Consider the following 16,615-nt stretch of genomic DNA (forward strand, 5'->3'; position numbering starts at 1 on the left):
CCTTTAAAAATAAGAGCTCAGCCTTATTTCTTTTAAAATATTGTATGTTAAATTTCTGCTAAGAAGAAGATAATCCAGTACTTACTGGCAATATTTTATAACAATTTCCCGTTCCAATTAGGCATGTCCCACTAAATGCTTTTTCCAAAAGAAGTTTGATTTCTGTTTTTGAAATTCTATTACTTCATATAAAATGGCATCAGCATTTAGGCATTCTTAATTGAAAATAAGAGTTTGTTCGAAACTGACCATTTGATAATTAACAAACCTCTACCCTAAATCTTCTCTTTCGAAATGTTCGATAATGCAAAAATTTAATTTTAACCATTAAAATGAAAGCATTATGATAATTCAAAAAAGTATTTTTCTTCTTGCTGGAATTCTTGCTTTAGGTAGCTGTTCGAATAATGACAATACTGACGGAGGCACAGATCCAGGACCAACAGGTCCTCCTGTAGAAACAGGAACGGCAAACACCACTTATCAACCCGCATTTTCTGGGCAGACACGCGCGGGAAGCATTCAGACTACCACCGAAATTGAATCTAAAGTAATCACCAACGGTTTAAGCGCTCCTTGGGGCGTTGCCTACCTTCCTGATGGACGACTTTTGGTAACTGAAAAAGCAGGTAAAATTAAAATCGTAACCCAAGCTGGGGTTATTAGCAATGCCTTAACGGGAGTTCCCACTGTTAATCCAGATAGTCAAGGAGGATTATTAGGAATTTGTTTAGATCCTGCGTTTGCAACAAACCGAATGATTTACTGGGTTTTCTCTGAAGTTGTTGCTGGCGGAAATATTACCGCTGTCGCGAAAGGTAGAATTTCTGATGACGAGAAAGCGATTGAAAATGCAACAGTCATTTATCGCTCAAATACTCCAAACTCAAGTACACTGCACTATGGCGGCCGAGTTTTATTTGATAAAACCGGAAATTTATTTGTAAGCATTGGTGAAAGATCTGTGCTAGAAACTCGTCCGTTGGCGCAATCTGTCACGAGCAGTTTGGGGAAAATTGTCCATATTACAACAAGCGGACAAGCGGCTCCAGGAAATCCTACTTTTACACAAACAGGAGCCTTGCCAGAACTTTATACTATTGGCCACAGAAACCCGCAGGGATTGGCTATGCACCCAACAACTGGTGAATTGTGGCAAAGCGAACACGGTCCAAGAGGAGGTGATGAAATTAACCGAATTAAAGCTGGTGCAAATTACGGCTGGCCAACAATTACTTACGGAATTGAATATAGTGGTACGAAAATTGGAGAAGGTATTACGCAGCAAACCGGAATGGAACAGCCTGTTTATTACTGGGATCCTGTAGTTTCACCAAGCGGAATGACGTTTTACGCTGGAAAACGAATTCCAGAATGGCAAAATAATTTATTCATAGGCGCTTTAAGCGGTATGCATATTGTTCGTTTAGCTTTTAAAGACAATAAAGTGGCTGGAGAAGAAAGATTATTGGCTGGCGAAGGACAAAGATTCAGAGATATTACACAAGGAAAAGATGAAGCATTATACGCCGTTACCGATCAAGGAAGACTTTACAAGATTGATAAAAAGTAAACTTGTTCACTATACATGCCAAAAACGCCCCAAATATGGGGCGTTTATATTTTATTATTCTTTTGTTTCAGGTTTCATGTTTCATGTTTTATTCTGTTCCGTTTAACTTGGAACTTTAAACCTGAAACAAAAAACTTAAGCTTTTGCTTTTCTTTTTACCGTACAGCCAATTTCTTTAGTTTGCGTAATTGCTGGCTTTTGTCCGCTTTTTAATGATGCAATTACATCTTCTGCGTATTTAATTTTCTGAGGATTATTCCCTTCTGGATCATTATCGATTGCTCCAACATATTCTACAACATTTCCTTTTGCTGTTTTAGAAACGATAAAAATATGAGGCGTACGTTTTGCACCATACTCGTCTGTAATTTTTTGTCCTGGATCAAATAAATATGGGAAAGAATATTTTTTGTCTTTTGCTAAATCTTGCATTTTTGCAAAAGTATCTGCATTAGAAGCTTCCGGGTCGTTTGGGTTAATTGCAATTACAGGATATCCTTGCGATTTAAATTTTTTATCCAAATCGATAATTCTCTGTTCGTAACCAACTGCGTATGGACAAGTATTGCAAGTAAAAATAACAATATATCCCTTTGCATCTTTAAAAGTTCCAAAAGAAACTTCTTTATTGTCAACATTTTTCAGTTTGAAATCTGGAGCTGCATCGCCTGCTTTAAGAGTTACTCCACTTTGTGCATGAGATAGAAATGCAGAAAATGCTAATGCTAGTAATAAGATTATTTTTTTCATAATGGTTTACAGTTTTTTATATTCAGTTAATAATTGTTCGTAGGTAAATTCGCTTTCAACAAATTTTCGTTTATCATTTTTAATAAAAAGTGTAGCCGGAATACTTCCTGACCAACTCGGATCTATTCTATCAATAAATTCCTGTGGACTGCTTTCATTCAATAAAAAGACTTCATTCTTTAAATTCTTCCTTTTTACAAACGGAATCACATTTGATTCCAGTTTCGATTTAAAATCTAAACTTACTAATAAAACAGCCAGTTTTTCAGATTTGTGCTCTACTCCCAATTTCTCAAAATGTGGTAATTCTTTTATACATGGCGCACACCATGTTGCCCAAAAATTCACAACATAAGTGCTGTCTTTTCCATTTTTGATTCTCTCGTTAAGCTGATTGATATTTAGCAATTTTACATTCTGACTATACGCCGAAACCGAAATAATACCGAATAAAAATATGTAGAAAAAAGGCTTTATTTTCATGAGAAGAATGCTTTATGATTAATTTGTTTCCTACAAATATAAAATAATGATAAATTACTTTTTGTTAATGAAAGTTTAATGAGTGTGGCAAGGCACAAAGGTCCAGAGTTGCAAAGGAACAAAGTTGCGTATTTGTTACTCATTTATAAAAGAAAGCAAAATTTTATTTAATAGTGTTACCCCTTCTTTGTAGCATGGGTAATCTGTTATGTTTCTTACGCTGTGGTTTTCGGTATTTGTCAATCCGATATCTTTTATTTCCAGGAATGAAGATTGCATTACTAAACCATTTAAAATACAATCTGAAATATATTCGGAATGCAGTTCAAACTCTGGAATTGCATTTAAATGTTTTACAATTATGGGTTTTAAAATAACTTTTTCATTTTCATGTATTCCTGTCATTGGAAGAAAAAGAAGAAACAGATTTGGATATTTTTCAAAAGTTAATAATTCATCCAAAGTAAAAAACCAAGCTTCAAAATGTCCGCCTAAATTGCCGATGTAAATATCATTCAAGAAAAAGTTGATTTCATATTCGGCGAATTCAACAGCATAATTTAAATCATCATTTATTTTGCCCGAAACATATCTTGGATTTTCTTCAATATCATTCTGATTGAAAAACTTCCATTCCCACTCATAAGCTTCAGTTTCGTTAATTTCGACAACTTCTAGAACCTCGTCGATATTGAGTTCTTCTTTTTCATCATAACCGCGTGACCAGCAGAAATAATATCTCCAGAAAAAGGTATTATTGCTGAGTTCTTCAATTTGTATTTGCTTATTAATAACGCTCATTACAAAAGTTTTTCAAAGATTTCTCTTTCTGAATCTGTAAGCTGTTTGCTAATTTTAGCGAAACCTTTACTTTCTCCAAACGTAGTATACATCACACCTTCCCAGCAATAATCTGCCATTTCCTGAACATTAGTCCCACTATCTGAATAGTCTTTTAAATCTTCCTCCGTAAAATAATTCGAAATAAAATTCTCTTTATTGTCCAGCAATAACTTCAAGCTATTTTCATTTGTAAAATAAGAAATGAACACTTTATTATTCGGATGTTCCTGCATCGATAAAATAGCGTTGATATATACTTTAATTGATTTCTCATTTATTCCGAATTTCTCTAGAAACACTGGTGTAAATTTCTGCTGAATAGATTGGTGTTCTCCATCTATTGTTTGATAATAATCTATTAGGGTATCAAAATACTTTTCGTTCTCTAATCCTAAAGCAAAAACAGCAAAAGTAGAAGGCATGGCACAATTTTCAGCTTCAAGGTTGGTGTACCATTCGTATTTCTTTTTAGTAAGATCAATATATTCTAAAATACCATTATGCAGATTTGGATATTTTACCGCTCCTGCGAAAAGATAATTCTGTCCACATTTTGGAAGCCCTTTTATTGGAAGCAATTCTTTTCCTTTAGATGAAAAAGTAATTTCAAAGCTTTTAGGGAAATCAGATTTTAGAAGATTGTTAATGAAGTTTAATGCTTTTTCGTAACTTTCTTCTGTTTCGGTAATCAGTTTAAGACTTATTTTAGCAAAAACATCATTTGCTTTACCCGCAAAATCTTTGTCTTTAAATTCTGTCAGCTCTTTTGAAAGCTTCCCTGTTCCGTACTTCTTAAGTTGTTCTACTTCATCTGAACCCAATTCTGTTACCACATCAAAATATTCATTTGCAGTAACTGTAGCATAACTAGGTCCGTATTTTATATGAGAAACAGCAATATAACATATAAAACTTAAAAGTTCTTTTTGTTCTTCTGTCAATATTGGCTTCGGAAGTTCTTCTTTAGTTTTTGGTATAAAAATCTTGTATTTGCCTTTTTTTACTCTTTCAAAACTTTTAAAAACCAATTCCTCAGCTTGCAATCCTAATGTATAACGGTAGCTATCAAATCCAGTAAGTTTTCTTAGTTTTTCAACAAATGAAATATAAAACTCTTTTGAGAAAGATCTAGTCTGGAAAAAATATTCAATTATAGGAGATAACAGAAATTTTTCGCCCGAATCTAATACATACGGATTTGGATATGCTTTATCAATTTTAACGGCATTAGTATCAATCGCTTCAATGAATTTTTCTAAAAGCGCTTCGTTTCCATCTATTTTTACTAAATAATTTAATTCTCTCATTCTCTATTTTATTGCCCCATTTTTAATTTAATTATTCTTTATCATCCTCATCATATTCTTCATCATCATAAGAAAGATACGACCAGTCAATATCAACAAGATTAAGAATGGCATCAAATCGTTCCTGATCACTTGATCCAATAAAAGCTCCTGTGCAATTGTTTTCTTGATCGAATGACAAACTGATTACATCATAAAACTCATCTGTGTATATCTTTTGATTTTCTCTGCTGATTTCGGGAACAAGCACATAACTTTCTACAACAAGTTTTACAATTTCAGAATCAATTTCTCCTAAATAATTTCCGTTAAATTGAAGTCCGCCCAAAGTACCGTTGAAAACAGCCATTAGCAAAAAAAAGTCTTCGATTGTCTCCGTTTCAATCTCCCAATCCGATTTTTCTATTGTGTCGTAATTGCCATATACTGGCGGATTCACCAATGATAAATCTTCTTTTTTAATTCCCCAAAAAGCTACGTTTTGATTTTCTTCGTAAAAAAACAGAAAATCGTCATCAGAAAATCCGATTTCATTTTCAGGTTTCAAAAGTCTGTTAAAACAGTAATTAAGGTTTTCTTCTTTTCCTAATTCTAAATAATATTCTTTGAGTTTTGAAGGAAGTTTCACATTTAATTTTTTCTCAAGATCGAGAATCTGATTTTCTAAAAATCCGTAGTTTTTATTTTCAGATAGGCTGTAAAGGCGTTTAATCTTTTGAATATAATTCATCTTTGGCTTCTATTTTTAAGAAGTGAAAAATAAACAATTAATTACAAGCTCGCAATTACTTTATAATGATAATCTCACTTTTTAAAATAGTGAATAGATTTTTTTCTAGTCATGTTTTTTTGACTAATTGACTGGTTATGATATTCGACTCAACTTTGCAATAAATTCATAAAACCGAGAGTACCTTTTAAAAACTACTATGAAAATACTGTCGATACTATTAATCCTGATTTGCAGTGTAAGCTGCCAGTCACAAACGAATTCTAAAATGAGCGAAGAAAAAACAAATCCGCTATTATGCGATCCTGTAAGCGGAATGTGCGAAATGCCTGCTGGCGAAAAATCGAATGCAAAAACAACTATTCCAACAGAAAACAAACCTGTTAAGATAATTTATTATACCGATCCTATTTGCTCTTCTTGTTGGGGAATTGAACCTCAACTTAGAAAATTAAAACTGGAATACGGCGATTATTTCGAAATTGACTACCGAATGGGCGGTTTGTTACCTGATTGGAGCTATAACAGCGGCGGAATAAGCAAACCTTCAGATGTGGCGCATCATTGGGATGAGGCCAGTTTGTATTACGAAATGCCGATTGATGGAAATGTATGGCTTGAAGATCCGTTAGATTCATCTTATCCTTCATGTATTGCTATGAAAGCAGCGCAAATGCAGAGTAAAGAAAAGGCTGTGAAATTTATGCGTGTTCTTCGCGAAGAATTATATCTAAATAAAAAGAACATCGCAAAATGGGAAAACATTGCAGAAGCTGCTAAAATTGCTGGTTTGGATGTCGAAAAACTGAAAACCAATTATGACGGAGATGCCAAAAAGCTTTTTCAAGAAGATTTAAATTTAGGCAAAACTCTAGGAGTACGAGGCTTCCCTACTTTATTTTTAGCCGATGCCAATAATAACCAACTGACTGTTTACGGTTCTAAACCTTATGCAGCTTATGAAAATGCATTATTAGCATTATTTCCTGAAGCAAAAAAGAAAACCATTAAAAACGAAAATCCATTAGATTTGTTTGAGATTTTCCCAACATTAGCTCCAAAAGAGTATGCTGTAATTTTAGATAAATCGACTTCTGAAGCTAGTTCTATTTTAGAAAAATTATATCAGCAAGATTTGTTGGATAAAAAGACAATTAAAAATGGTTCGTTATATATTAAAAAATAAATAAAAGAATATTGAAATCATGTTCCATCGGAACATTTGGTTGGTAGAAAAAAATAAATAGATGGTTCGTTTCGTCCCGAGGGACGTTTGATTGATTATCATTTTAAATTAATCTCAATTTATCAAACGTTCCTACGGAACGTAAAAAATGAATGATTGTTGATTTTCTACCGATGAAATGTTCCAATGGAACATGATTTTACCAAAGAATATCTACAATTTCATCAATAGAATATTCAAAATAGTTGCCTTTTTTATCTTTGTTTCTATTAAATAAATTATGCTTATAATTCTTAAAATTCTTTTCTAGAAATTTCTCGAAATAACCATTTCCATAAATAACATACTCATAAAAAGTTGAAGCAAAATCTGAAATGTTTTTCGGTTCATCAAAAGTTTTTATACGCTTAACAATTTCAATTAATTCGCTCTTATCGATATGTTCTAATTTTTGAGGTTCGGGCAAAGAAATATTAAATGCAAGATTTTCTGCTCCATCTTCTTCCCACCATTCCCAAAGATTGAATTGCGTCATATCCTTTCCAGTTAATAGATGCAATTTTTCTTCCAGATTTTTATATTCTATATTTTCTTCATCTCCATTTTCATCACAAAATTCAGTATAATCTAAAATTAGTTTTAGAACTTGTGAATATAGTTTTTCAGCAATATCAAATTGAGGCTCTATTTCTTTTCTTAATTTCATTTTAATATTTTTTTACATTAATAGCCTAAACAATATTAATCAAACGTTCTTACGGAACGTAAAACTAAATAATGATTTAATTTCTACCGATGAAACATTTTTTAAAAATTGCATAATATTGTTCCATCGGAACATTTCGTCGGTAGCAAAAAAATATGTACATATTAATTTCGTCCCGTAGGGACGTTTGACGTTATAAAATTGGTTCTTTAAAAATATATTGATAATCGAATTCTATTTCAAATGCTTTCAATAATTTTTGATACTCCTCTAAAAATGTTTCTTTTTTATGATGTTCTTCTTGATTTTGAATATATCTAATGACATTTGGAACATGGCTTCTTGAATATGAAAATGCTCCGTAACCTTCTTGCCATGAGAAATCAGTTGACAATTTTTGCTCTTTAATCCATTTGCTGGTTTCTGTTTTTACATTCTGCACTAACATAGAAATAGATTGTGTTGGACGCATCCCTATAAAAATATGTATATGATCTGGCATACTATTAATACATAACATTTTATGATTATTGGCTTGAATTATCCCCGTAATATATTGATGCAATTTGTCTTTCCACTCCTTTGCAATGAATGCTTTTCTATATTTCACCGCAAATACAAATTGTATATGCAATTGTGTGTATGTATTTGCCATTACCAACCAACCGTTCCTACGGAACGAAAAAATGATTCTAATTAAAAGTTCTACCGATGAGATGTTCCTAACGGAACATTTTCTTCTGGTTTTTGCAAATTTTAAAAATACAAGTGTTTTACATGCCTTCTAGAAGACATAAGAATGTTAATTTAAGGCAAAAATGTTCTTGTCGAAACATTCCTCTATTATTCAAAAAATTATAAAATTATAATCATTTAAGATATCTTCATATCTTATAAAAAATCTCTTTTTAAAACAAAAAAATGTTCCGCTAGGAACATCTCATCGGTAGACAAAAAAAATGTTTTGTTGAGTTTCGTCCCGTAGGGACGTTTGATTGGTTTATTAGATTTCCCTCAAAATCAAATCAGCCACAACATCTATTGCTTGATTGATAATCCCTTCTGGAGATCCTTTAAACTCATAACGTTTGGCAATTTGTTTTTCTCCAAAAATGATATGGATAAAAATGGTCCCAACTGGTTTTGACTCGCTTTCACTGCCGCCTGGCGTAGTCAGTCCTGTTAAGCCGACACAAATGTCTGAATTAATATACCTGTAAAAATTTTGTGCCATCAACTTGGTAACCTCGGCAGATTCGGCGCTGTATTGTTCTATAGTTCCCCACGGAATATGAAGTAAATCTTCTTTCATTGAAGAATGATAACAGACGATTCCCCCTATGAGAATTCTTCCAGAATTAAGAACTGTCGAAAACTCATAACACATTTTTCCAGCAGAAGCACTTTCTGCAAATGAGATTGTTAAGTTCTTTTCTATTAAAGTCTGACAGCATGCGGTTACTTTATCTGACGCCATATTGATTTCAAATTTAATTGCACATTAATTTCAATCTCAAATGTAGATTGTTCTTATATAGTAAACTTACATAATTTCTTACATTATTTACATTATAAGTAACTGTTAATTATACAACTATCCTTTATATTTTTATAAGAACTTCCTTCTCTTAACGCAGTAAATTTGTAAATACAGCTTTTTAAAGTCATTTAGTATAATCCGAAAAAATATAAAAGCCAAAAACCATGACTTTTAAAGCTAGGATAACAATTACAGTAAACTGTAAAGAATTTATAGGTCTTCTTTTATGAAGATTCAATCTTGAAAAAATAATAATCTAAAAAATAGTATTATGGAAAAGCAACACAACCATGATTATGGTCAATTTGATCCTGATTATATCGAACAAAATACCCTCGCTGACGGAACTTACTCTAATGAAGACGAGTTTAAACAAGTTTTAAAAAAACATGACAATCGAGAATTTGGCGAAAGCGATCCTGATTATTATGAACAAAATACGCTGATTGACAATGACAATTATGCGCGTGATGAAGATCCGTATCAATATCAGGAAGAGTTTATTGAAGATCCTTCGCATCCAAAAGGAGATTTTGAAGACACTACCACTATCCGTTCAGAAAACATTCCGAATCAAGAGAGAATCATCAATGAAGATGATGCTATAACAAACGATGACAATGAAGATGATCTAAATGATGAATATGATCCTGATTTAGAGTATGAAAATGATCGAAAAAGAAATGAAGATCATGACAAAGATGAGGAGTTGGATGATTTTGACGCAGAACATTATCCTGAAAATCATCCCAGGGAATAGCAAAATTTATCGTAAATTGTAAAGCATTAGGTAATATGACATTAGCAACTCAAATTGTCTGGCTTTTTGTACTAGCAATTCCGATTGCCTGTATCAGCTGGACGGTCACACACGAAGAGATTTTTAGAGAGCCGCATGAATGGTGTGTCAGACATTCTAAAAATGACAGATACATACTGTCGAGAAAGTTCTTTTATCTTCTCACCTGTGAATATTGCTTTAGTCATTACGTTACAATTGCCTTTCTGATTATCTGCGATTATAAACTTTTGTTAAATGATTGGAGAGGCTATATTTTGGCAGGGTTTTCTCTGGTTTTTATGGCAAATGTTTATATGAGTCTTTTTGCTCTATTGCGCCAAGCTATAAAAAAGGAAAAGGTCGAAATTGAGAAAATTGAAAGTGAAACTGACACTGAAAACAGTAAAAATTAAAAAAATAACAAATAAGTATAATTAAAATTAATTGGCATTATGGAGAATTTGAATTTTATAGACCCATTATTACACGGAATTAAACCTGAAAGTAAACCATTAAATCTGTCAGTAAAACAAATGGTATGTGTTGGCGTTGGTGCTCTTTTAGCATCAGCGGTTTTAAAGAAAACAGGACATCCAAAAGCAAGTGCTGTTGTAGGAAGTGTAGCCTTACCTATTCTAGCTTCTGCTTGCTATAAAAAATACAGTCAAGTAACTAAAGAAAAAATTGATGCCGAAGCAAGTAGCGGTATAGAATACAACCACTAATCGTTTATAAACTATCATAAAAAAAGAGCGCTTATTGAAAAATAAGCGCTCTTTCTATTTTTATAAAGCCAGTTAAGAGATATTCCCCTCTACCCAATTTAATGCTTTATTAAAATCTATTTTTTTATAACCACGAAACTCGCCTGGAACAATATAGCTAAATCCGTTTGTGAAAGAGATAATTTCTTCTGTATCGGTAACAATTGCTGCTCTATTCCATTTTCCTAAATGCTTAAGTCCCAAAAGTCCATCTTCCAACCAAGCACCAGGTGTAAAATTTTTAATGTCTGTATCTAGCACCAATAAAAAATTAATTTCATTGATTTGTTTAACTAAGTGCTCAACGGCTGGAGTTACTGTTGTCAAAAAATCTTCTTTTGTCACTTCTGCCAATGCTCTAAAGGCAACAATATTATCTGTAGTGTCTATTTGATGTATCATGATTTTTATACTTTTTGAGTTATTTAATGAAGTTTTATTTTAAACATTTTATCAATGTTCAATACACACTCAAATATACTCAATATCAATCAGATAACACTTACATTTAACTATTCGTTTATTATATTTTTTTAAGGCTCAAAGGGACAAAGTTCCAAAGAGACAAAGGTTTCTTTGATTGCGGAAAATTCTTTGTGTTAGATGCACTGCAGCGCATCTCTACAATTCTATATAGAATGTCATTCCAAAAAACCTTTGAACCTTTGTCACTTTGCAACTCTGAACCTTAAAGAAAAAAAGCCTGCTTTTTTTTAAAACAGGCTTTTTGAAAAAAAAATAAAAAAAAAAACTAACACACAAACTTTAAAGATTTTAAGTGACAAAGTTTTTTAATTGCTAGCTTTACTTTGCACCTTTGCACCTTTGCCACTCTGTTACTCTAAAAAACAAACTCAATTGTACCCTTGATTTTGTTTGAATTCCTTAGTCACATCAATTGTCGATTGCGGAATTGGGAAAACTCTTCTGAATGGTTGTGAAGCCGCTTTTGCTGTTCCTGGAAGATCAAATTTTCCGAAACGGATCATTTGCGGTCTTCTGTATAATTCCCAATATAATTCGAAACCAATTTCATTATATAAAACTGTCTGATCAATTGCAGTTAGAGCTTTTCCTGGCGTGCTTCCGAATAGAGATTCTCTTTTTCTGCTTGTACGCAATTTGTTCAAGTCATCCATTGCTGCACCAGTATTTCCTTTTCTAAAATAAGCTTCGGCTCTCATTGTATACATTCCACCTAAACGAAATAACGGAATATCAACATTACTGTTTCCATTTCCTCCTTCTGGATCAAATTCGTATTTGAAAATACGTGCTCCCTGATTGATTTCGTTCTGAGCAAAAACTGCCTGAGCCGGATTTTTGAAAGTTAGAGAAGGCGTAAAATCCATTCTTGTTGTTGTACTTTTTTCCATGTATAACGGAGAAACTTTAATACGTCCGTTAACCATTTCTAATGAACCTGAAGACAATAAGATTGGTCCGTATTGAGGTCCAAATTCAATTCCTCTATTAAAGTGAAACCAAGGTAAATTAGCACTTTTTGGAACAATATCTGTTGCAGGAACGCTTACATCTGTACCGTCATTTTTAAACCAAGTTCCGTCAGAATATTGGTATTTCTGCTGAAATCTTGGGTCATCATGATTCCCATCCCATGTTGCAAAAAACTCAGGAGTTGTACACGCCGCATTTGTTCCTCTATTTGCTGCAGATGTTCTTTGGTTACGCTCCATACATACATAAGCAAAACTGTTTGATCCGTTTCTGATGTAATCAATTTTCTGAGAAATCGCGAAAATTAATTCTTTTCCTTTGTCATTGTCTCTTGCGAAGTTTTTGAAATAATCGCTTTCTAAAGTATATTTTCCAGAATCAATCAGCAAAGAAGTATAATAAATTACACGATCCATATCTGTTCCTGTACCCGTTGCAGCGGCTTCAGTAAAATTAAAGCTTGAAGAGGCATTAAAACGATCTTTAAAAACAGCACGGTTTAAATACATGGTTGCTAAGAATCCATAAGCTGCTTCTTTTGTAAATCTTCCGTGATGCGTCTGTTGCGTTCCCATTTCTGCTAAATCTGGCAATAAAGCTTCGACATCTTTTATCAATTGATCGATTTGAGTATCCGCTTTTAAAATCTGTAAAGGCGCATTTGGATTCATCGGATCTCTGTAAGGCGCTTGTCCGTACAAATCTAAAGTGGTGTATAAATAATACGCTAAAAGTCCTTTCGCTTCCGCTAAAAACAATTTCTTCTCTGGAATTGAACTTTCTTCTATTGATTGAATTGCTGTTAATGAACGTGTAATTCCGTTTGTCAATTTATTCCAGTTATCCACCACAACAGCATTATCAGATTTCCATGTAAACTCATGCATGTCTCTCCATTTTCCGCCGTCACCCCAATCACTGCCTCGAGTTGGTAAAATAGCTTCATCTGTTGTGTATTCTTGTAAAGAAAAAATACCACCGTGATCTACAAAAGTTCCGTCTCCTAAACGGTCGTAAGCAGCCGCAAGAGCTCCTGCCGGATTTGAAGCATCTTCTCCTAAAACCTCATCCAGAACAACTTCGTCAAGGTTGGTACAGCTTGCAAAAAGCCATATAAAAGAAAATATCGCTAATGTTTTAATATTAAAAATAGTATTTGTCTTCATAATAATTATAGTTTTAAAGTTGCTCCAAAACTGAATGTTCTAGAAGTTGGATAACTTGCATAATCGATACCGATAGATTGGTTTCCGCCGTTTGATTTCGGACTGTTGATTAACGGATCATAACCTGTATAATTGGTAATTGTAATTAAGTTTTGGCCTGTTACATAAAGAGTCAATCCATTGATCCAGTTTAATCCTTTTAAGTCAAAATTGTAACCAATACGAGCCGTATTCAATCGGATAAAATCTGATTTTTCTAAGAAAAGAGTTGACAAGATTGGTGAGTTCGCAGGATTTGCTCCAGACTCATAATAACCTGTAGCCACGTTACGATCTGATGCTAAGTTGTTAATATTTAATGCATTCAAACCAGTATTATTCAATAAATAACCACCTGTTTGTCCAATGATAGAAAATGAGAATGCAAAGTTTTTATACCTCATATCACTATTAAATCCGTAGTAGAAAGTTGGAAGCGCGCCTTCAATAATAATTCTATCACTGTTATCAATTACACCATCTCCGTTTTGATCTTTAAAGATGTTTGCTCCGTTTGAATCAAAACCAATGTGCTCCAATAAATAGAATGATCCCGCTGCATATCCGCTTTTATAGATATTAGCATTTACACCCGATTGTCCAGGGCCTGAAATTGTTCCTGTTAAGATTTCTGAAACAGGCAGATCTTCAATTTTATTATTCAAAGTCGCTCCGTTCATATCAATATTCCAAGAAAAATCTTTAGTATCCACTATTTTTGAACCTAGCATAAACTCGATACCTTTATTGATAATTTTACCATCAATATTGGTCCAAATTGTTGTGGTTGGGCTCAAAGCTTGAGAAGGAACATTCAAAATAGCATCTGTCGTGGTTTTATTGAAATAATCTAATGTTCCGTACAATTTGTCGTTCCATAAATTGAAATCTAAACCTACGTTAAATTGCGTCACAACCTCCCATTTCAAATCAGGATTTGGTGTTCTGTTTACCGAAACTCCGTTAACAAGATTTAAATCATCATACAAATAATATCCATCAGCTCCAGACAATGAATAACTTGCCTGCGTAATTTTATTTTCAACTTCTTGGTTTCCTGTCCGTCCCCAGCTCGCTCTTAGTTTTAAATTGTTCAATGTAGAAGAATCTTTTAATAAACTTTCGTTAGCAATATTCCATCCCAAAGCAAAAGAAGGGAAATAACCGTATTTGTTGTTTTTACCAAAACGAGTCGATCCATCACCTCTCATAGAAGCTGTTAAAAGATATCTGTTATCAAAACCATAATTTAATCTTCCGAAATAAGACTGCAACTCATTTTCCTGCGCATAACCTGTTGTTCCAGATTGTGTTCCTTTAAAACCCGGATTTATTGATGGTGGAATACCTTCACCTTGATTCGAAATTCCGTCAATACTGAAAGCCGTTCCTGATCTTTCAAATTTTTGGTATGAAAAACCTCCTAAAGCTTCGATTTTATGTTTATCTAAATTTAAATTGTAAGTCAGATAATGCTCTACCAAAGAGTTTTTAGAATCTAAATTGTTCTGAACGTATTTCCCTTTCGGATTCAAATCTGTTAAGTTTGGAAAAATAGTCGTATTTCTTTCCGACATCGAACGATCAATGCCAAGATTTAATTTATACTCTAATCCGTTAACGATTCTTAAAGAAGCTTCAAAATTTCCTAAAACTCTTAAAGTACGAGTCTGATCTGTATAAATACTTAATAAGTACGCTGGATTGTAATGCGCATTCATATTAAAATTGGTATAATTCCCATTTGCATCAAAAACCGATCTCGTTGGATTTGCCATTAAGGTGTGTACCAACAATTGCCCATTAGAGCCTCCATCATCACTTGTAGGAACGCCGTCGTCTTTGGTTTCACTAGCAGTAAGATTAAGTTTTAATTTTAAACGTTTATTATCTAGAAATGACTCAGCAGCATTGATTCTTCCTGTCAAACGCTTAAAATCGCTATTTCTAATAATACCTTCTTGATCTAACTGTGATACAGAAGCATAGTAATTTCCTGATTCTGTCTGTTTAGAAAATGCTAGCGAATTGCTTTTTGTAATAGCTTCTCTAAAAATAACATCTTGCCAATCTGTATTACCGCCATGATCAAAAGCTTTATCTTTAATAGCATTTCTATATTGATCTGCACTCAAAACATCCAATTTGTTTGCTACAGTAGAAATTCCTAAAGACGAATCAAAAGTTAGAGTTCCATCTCCTTTTGCTCCTTTTTTAGTTGTTACCAAAACAACTCCATTAGAACCTCTTGCTCCATAAATTGCAGATGCAGATGCATCTTTCAAAACTGTAATAGATTCAATATCATTATTATTCAAAAAGTTTAAAGGATTTTTAGCTTGAGAACTACCAAAACCAACATTCGTTCCCGATGGGCTCACATCGTCATTAGACAATGGAATTCCGTCAACAACAAACAAAGGCGTGCTTCCACTTCTAATAGACCCAACACCTCTAATGGTTACGTTTACTCCTGCTCCTGGCTCACCGCTCGTACTAACTACACGAACACCAGCAACTTTTCCCTGAATTAAATTATCTGGCGAAATGCTTACTCCTTGTTTAAAGTTTGCAGCTTCCAATTGCGTAACTGCTCCCGTAACGTCTTTTTTAGATTGTTTTCCGTAACCAACAACCAAAACTTCATTTAATTCTGCAGTAGCTGGTTCTAACTGAATCGTCATAAAACCATTCTGTGCAGCAACCGTTTTAGATTTATATCCTACATACGAAACATCGATTGTTTTTCCTTCTCCAACAGTAATTTCAAAAACCCCGTCAAAATCAGTTACTGTTGAGTTTGAAGTGCTAGTTTCTATTACAGATGCTCCAGGAATTGGCAATTTGTTTTCGTCAACCACTTTTCCTTTTATTTTAATTCTTTCAGGCGCTTTAGTGTTTACTACTTTTGGCGTAGCTGATTTTTGAATTAAAACTAATTTTCCGTTAATGTTATAATTGAAATTGGCTTTTTTAGAAAGATCATTCAAAATCGCCGTAATAGACTCAGTATTAAAATTTACTGTATAAGCTGTATTATCAGCAATTATGGCTTGTCCGTAACTGAATTTGTAATCGGTCTGCTGTGTTAATTTTGAAAAAATAGAAACAAGAGTAGCTTTTTCTATTTTATTTGCTACTTTTGAATCCTTTAATGAAGTTTTACTATAACCGCTCTGAAAGGCAAGTAAAGCTAGAACTAAAAAGACAAAACTCTTTAGATTTAAATAAGAAGGTTTAAAATACATGATTTAAGTAATTGTTTTTACGATGCTTAATTATTAATGGC

16 protein-coding genes are annotated in these 16,615 nt (G+C 33.2%); 5 read left to right on the top strand and 11 right to left on the bottom strand.

Annotated features, from left to right (window positions below; genetic code table 11):
* Window positions 1-343 precede the first annotated feature (343 nt).
* Complete coding sequence (locus tag ABXT06_RS09970; protein WP_354590628.1) at window positions 344-1,573, top strand: PQQ-dependent sugar dehydrogenase; 1,230 nt, start codon at window positions 344-346, stop codon at window positions 1,571-1,573.
* A 135-nt stretch (window positions 1,574-1,708) separates the two neighbouring features.
* On the opposite strand, the gene ABXT06_RS09975 is transcribed toward ABXT06_RS09970, so the two are convergent.
* The 5 genes from ABXT06_RS09975 to ABXT06_RS09995 all read right to left on the bottom strand — a co-directional run bounded on the left by ABXT06_RS09975 (window position 1,709) and on the right by ABXT06_RS09995 (window position 5,686).
* Window positions 1,709-2,323 (bottom strand): thioredoxin family protein, encoded by a 615-nt coding sequence (locus ABXT06_RS09975; protein ID WP_354590629.1) that lies wholly within the window; start codon window positions 2,321-2,323, stop codon window positions 1,709-1,711.
* A gap of 6 nt (window positions 2,324-2,329) precedes the next feature.
* Complete coding sequence (locus ABXT06_RS09980) at window positions 2,330-2,806, bottom strand: TlpA family protein disulfide reductase (RefSeq protein WP_354590630.1); 477 nt, start codon at window positions 2,804-2,806, stop codon at window positions 2,330-2,332.
* 135 nt (window positions 2,807-2,941) lie between these two features.
* Window positions 2,942-3,607 carry an Imm19 family immunity protein gene (locus ABXT06_RS09985; RefSeq protein ID WP_354590631.1) on the bottom strand — a complete coding sequence of 222 codons (666 nt, stop codon included), beginning with the start codon at window positions 3,605-3,607 and terminating at the stop codon, window positions 2,942-2,944.
* Window positions 3,607-4,956 (bottom strand): DUF6138 family protein, encoded by a 1,350-nt coding sequence (locus ABXT06_RS09990; protein WP_354590632.1) that lies wholly within the window; start codon window positions 4,954-4,956, stop codon window positions 3,607-3,609. Before ABXT06_RS09990 ends, ABXT06_RS09985 begins: the two co-directional genes overlap by 1 nt.
* 31 nt (window positions 4,957-4,987) lie before the next feature.
* The gene (locus ABXT06_RS09995; RefSeq protein ID WP_354590633.1) at window positions 4,988-5,686 is read right to left on the bottom strand and encodes an SMI1/KNR4 family protein; all 699 of its coding nucleotides are present in this window, start codon (window positions 5,684-5,686) and stop codon (window positions 4,988-4,990) included.
* 268 nt (window positions 5,687-5,954) lie between these two features.
* Here ABXT06_RS09995 and ABXT06_RS10000 point away from each other — a divergent pair, with 268 nt between their 5' ends.
* Window positions 5,955-6,872 (top strand): DsbA family protein, encoded by a 918-nt coding sequence (locus tag ABXT06_RS10000; protein ID WP_354590634.1) that lies wholly within the window; start codon window positions 5,955-5,957, stop codon window positions 6,870-6,872.
* A gap of 199 nt (window positions 6,873-7,071) precedes the next feature.
* On the opposite strand, the gene ABXT06_RS10005 is transcribed toward ABXT06_RS10000, so the two are convergent.
* From ABXT06_RS10005 to ABXT06_RS10015, 3 genes are all read right to left on the bottom strand, one after another.
* Window positions 7,072-7,578 carry a hypothetical protein gene (locus ABXT06_RS10005; protein WP_354590635.1) on the bottom strand — a complete coding sequence of 169 codons (507 nt, stop codon included), beginning with the start codon at window positions 7,576-7,578 and terminating at the stop codon, window positions 7,072-7,074.
* 193 nt (window positions 7,579-7,771) lie between these two features.
* On the bottom strand, window positions 7,772-8,233 hold the full coding sequence (gene tnpA / locus ABXT06_RS10010) for an IS200/IS605 family transposase (protein ID WP_354590636.1): 462 nt from the start codon (window positions 8,231-8,233) through the stop codon (window positions 7,772-7,774).
* 348 nt (window positions 8,234-8,581) lie between these two features.
* Window positions 8,582-9,055 carry a CinA family protein gene (locus tag ABXT06_RS10015; protein WP_354590637.1) on the bottom strand — a complete coding sequence of 158 codons (474 nt, stop codon included), beginning with the start codon at window positions 9,053-9,055 and terminating at the stop codon, window positions 8,582-8,584.
* A 334-nt stretch (window positions 9,056-9,389) separates the two neighbouring features.
* Here ABXT06_RS10015 and ABXT06_RS10020 point away from each other — a divergent pair, with 334 nt between their 5' ends.
* Genes ABXT06_RS10020 through ABXT06_RS10030 form a run of 3 tightly spaced genes read left to right on the top strand, consistent with a single transcriptional unit; the run spans window position 9,390 to window position 10,624 of the window.
* Entirely contained in the window at window positions 9,390-9,878 is a 489-nt protein-coding gene (locus tag ABXT06_RS10020; RefSeq protein WP_354590638.1) for a hypothetical protein, read from the top strand.
* A gap of 35 nt (window positions 9,879-9,913) precedes the next feature.
* Window positions 9,914-10,312: a hypothetical protein gene (locus ABXT06_RS10025; RefSeq protein ID WP_202004749.1), complete on the top strand. Its 399-nt coding sequence runs from the start codon at window positions 9,914-9,916 to the stop codon at window positions 10,310-10,312.
* Between the two features lie 39 nt (window positions 10,313-10,351).
* The gene (locus ABXT06_RS10030) at window positions 10,352-10,624 is read left to right on the top strand and encodes a PrgI family protein (protein WP_354590639.1); all 273 of its coding nucleotides are present in this window, start codon (window positions 10,352-10,354) and stop codon (window positions 10,622-10,624) included.
* Between the two features lie 72 nt (window positions 10,625-10,696).
* On the opposite strand, the gene ABXT06_RS10035 is transcribed toward ABXT06_RS10030, so the two are convergent.
* The 3 genes from ABXT06_RS10035 to ABXT06_RS10045 form a co-directional block, all read right to left on the bottom strand.
* Entirely contained in the window at window positions 10,697-11,065 is a 369-nt protein-coding gene (locus ABXT06_RS10035) for a SpoIIAA family protein (RefSeq protein ID WP_202004743.1), read from the bottom strand.
* Between the two features lie 452 nt (window positions 11,066-11,517).
* The gene (locus tag ABXT06_RS10040) at window positions 11,518-13,287 is read right to left on the bottom strand and encodes a RagB/SusD family nutrient uptake outer membrane protein (RefSeq protein WP_354590640.1); all 1,770 of its coding nucleotides are present in this window, start codon (window positions 13,285-13,287) and stop codon (window positions 11,518-11,520) included.
* A gap of 5 nt (window positions 13,288-13,292) precedes the next feature.
* On the bottom strand, window positions 13,293-16,574 hold the full coding sequence (locus ABXT06_RS10045; protein ID WP_354590641.1) for a SusC/RagA family TonB-linked outer membrane protein: 3,282 nt from the start codon (window positions 16,572-16,574) through the stop codon (window positions 13,293-13,295).
* Window positions 16,575-16,615: the final 41 nt, after the last annotated feature.

This window comes from Flavobacterium sp. UW10123, assembly GCF_040538975.1.
Classification (GTDB): Bacteria; Bacteroidota; Bacteroidia; order Flavobacteriales; family Flavobacteriaceae; genus Flavobacterium.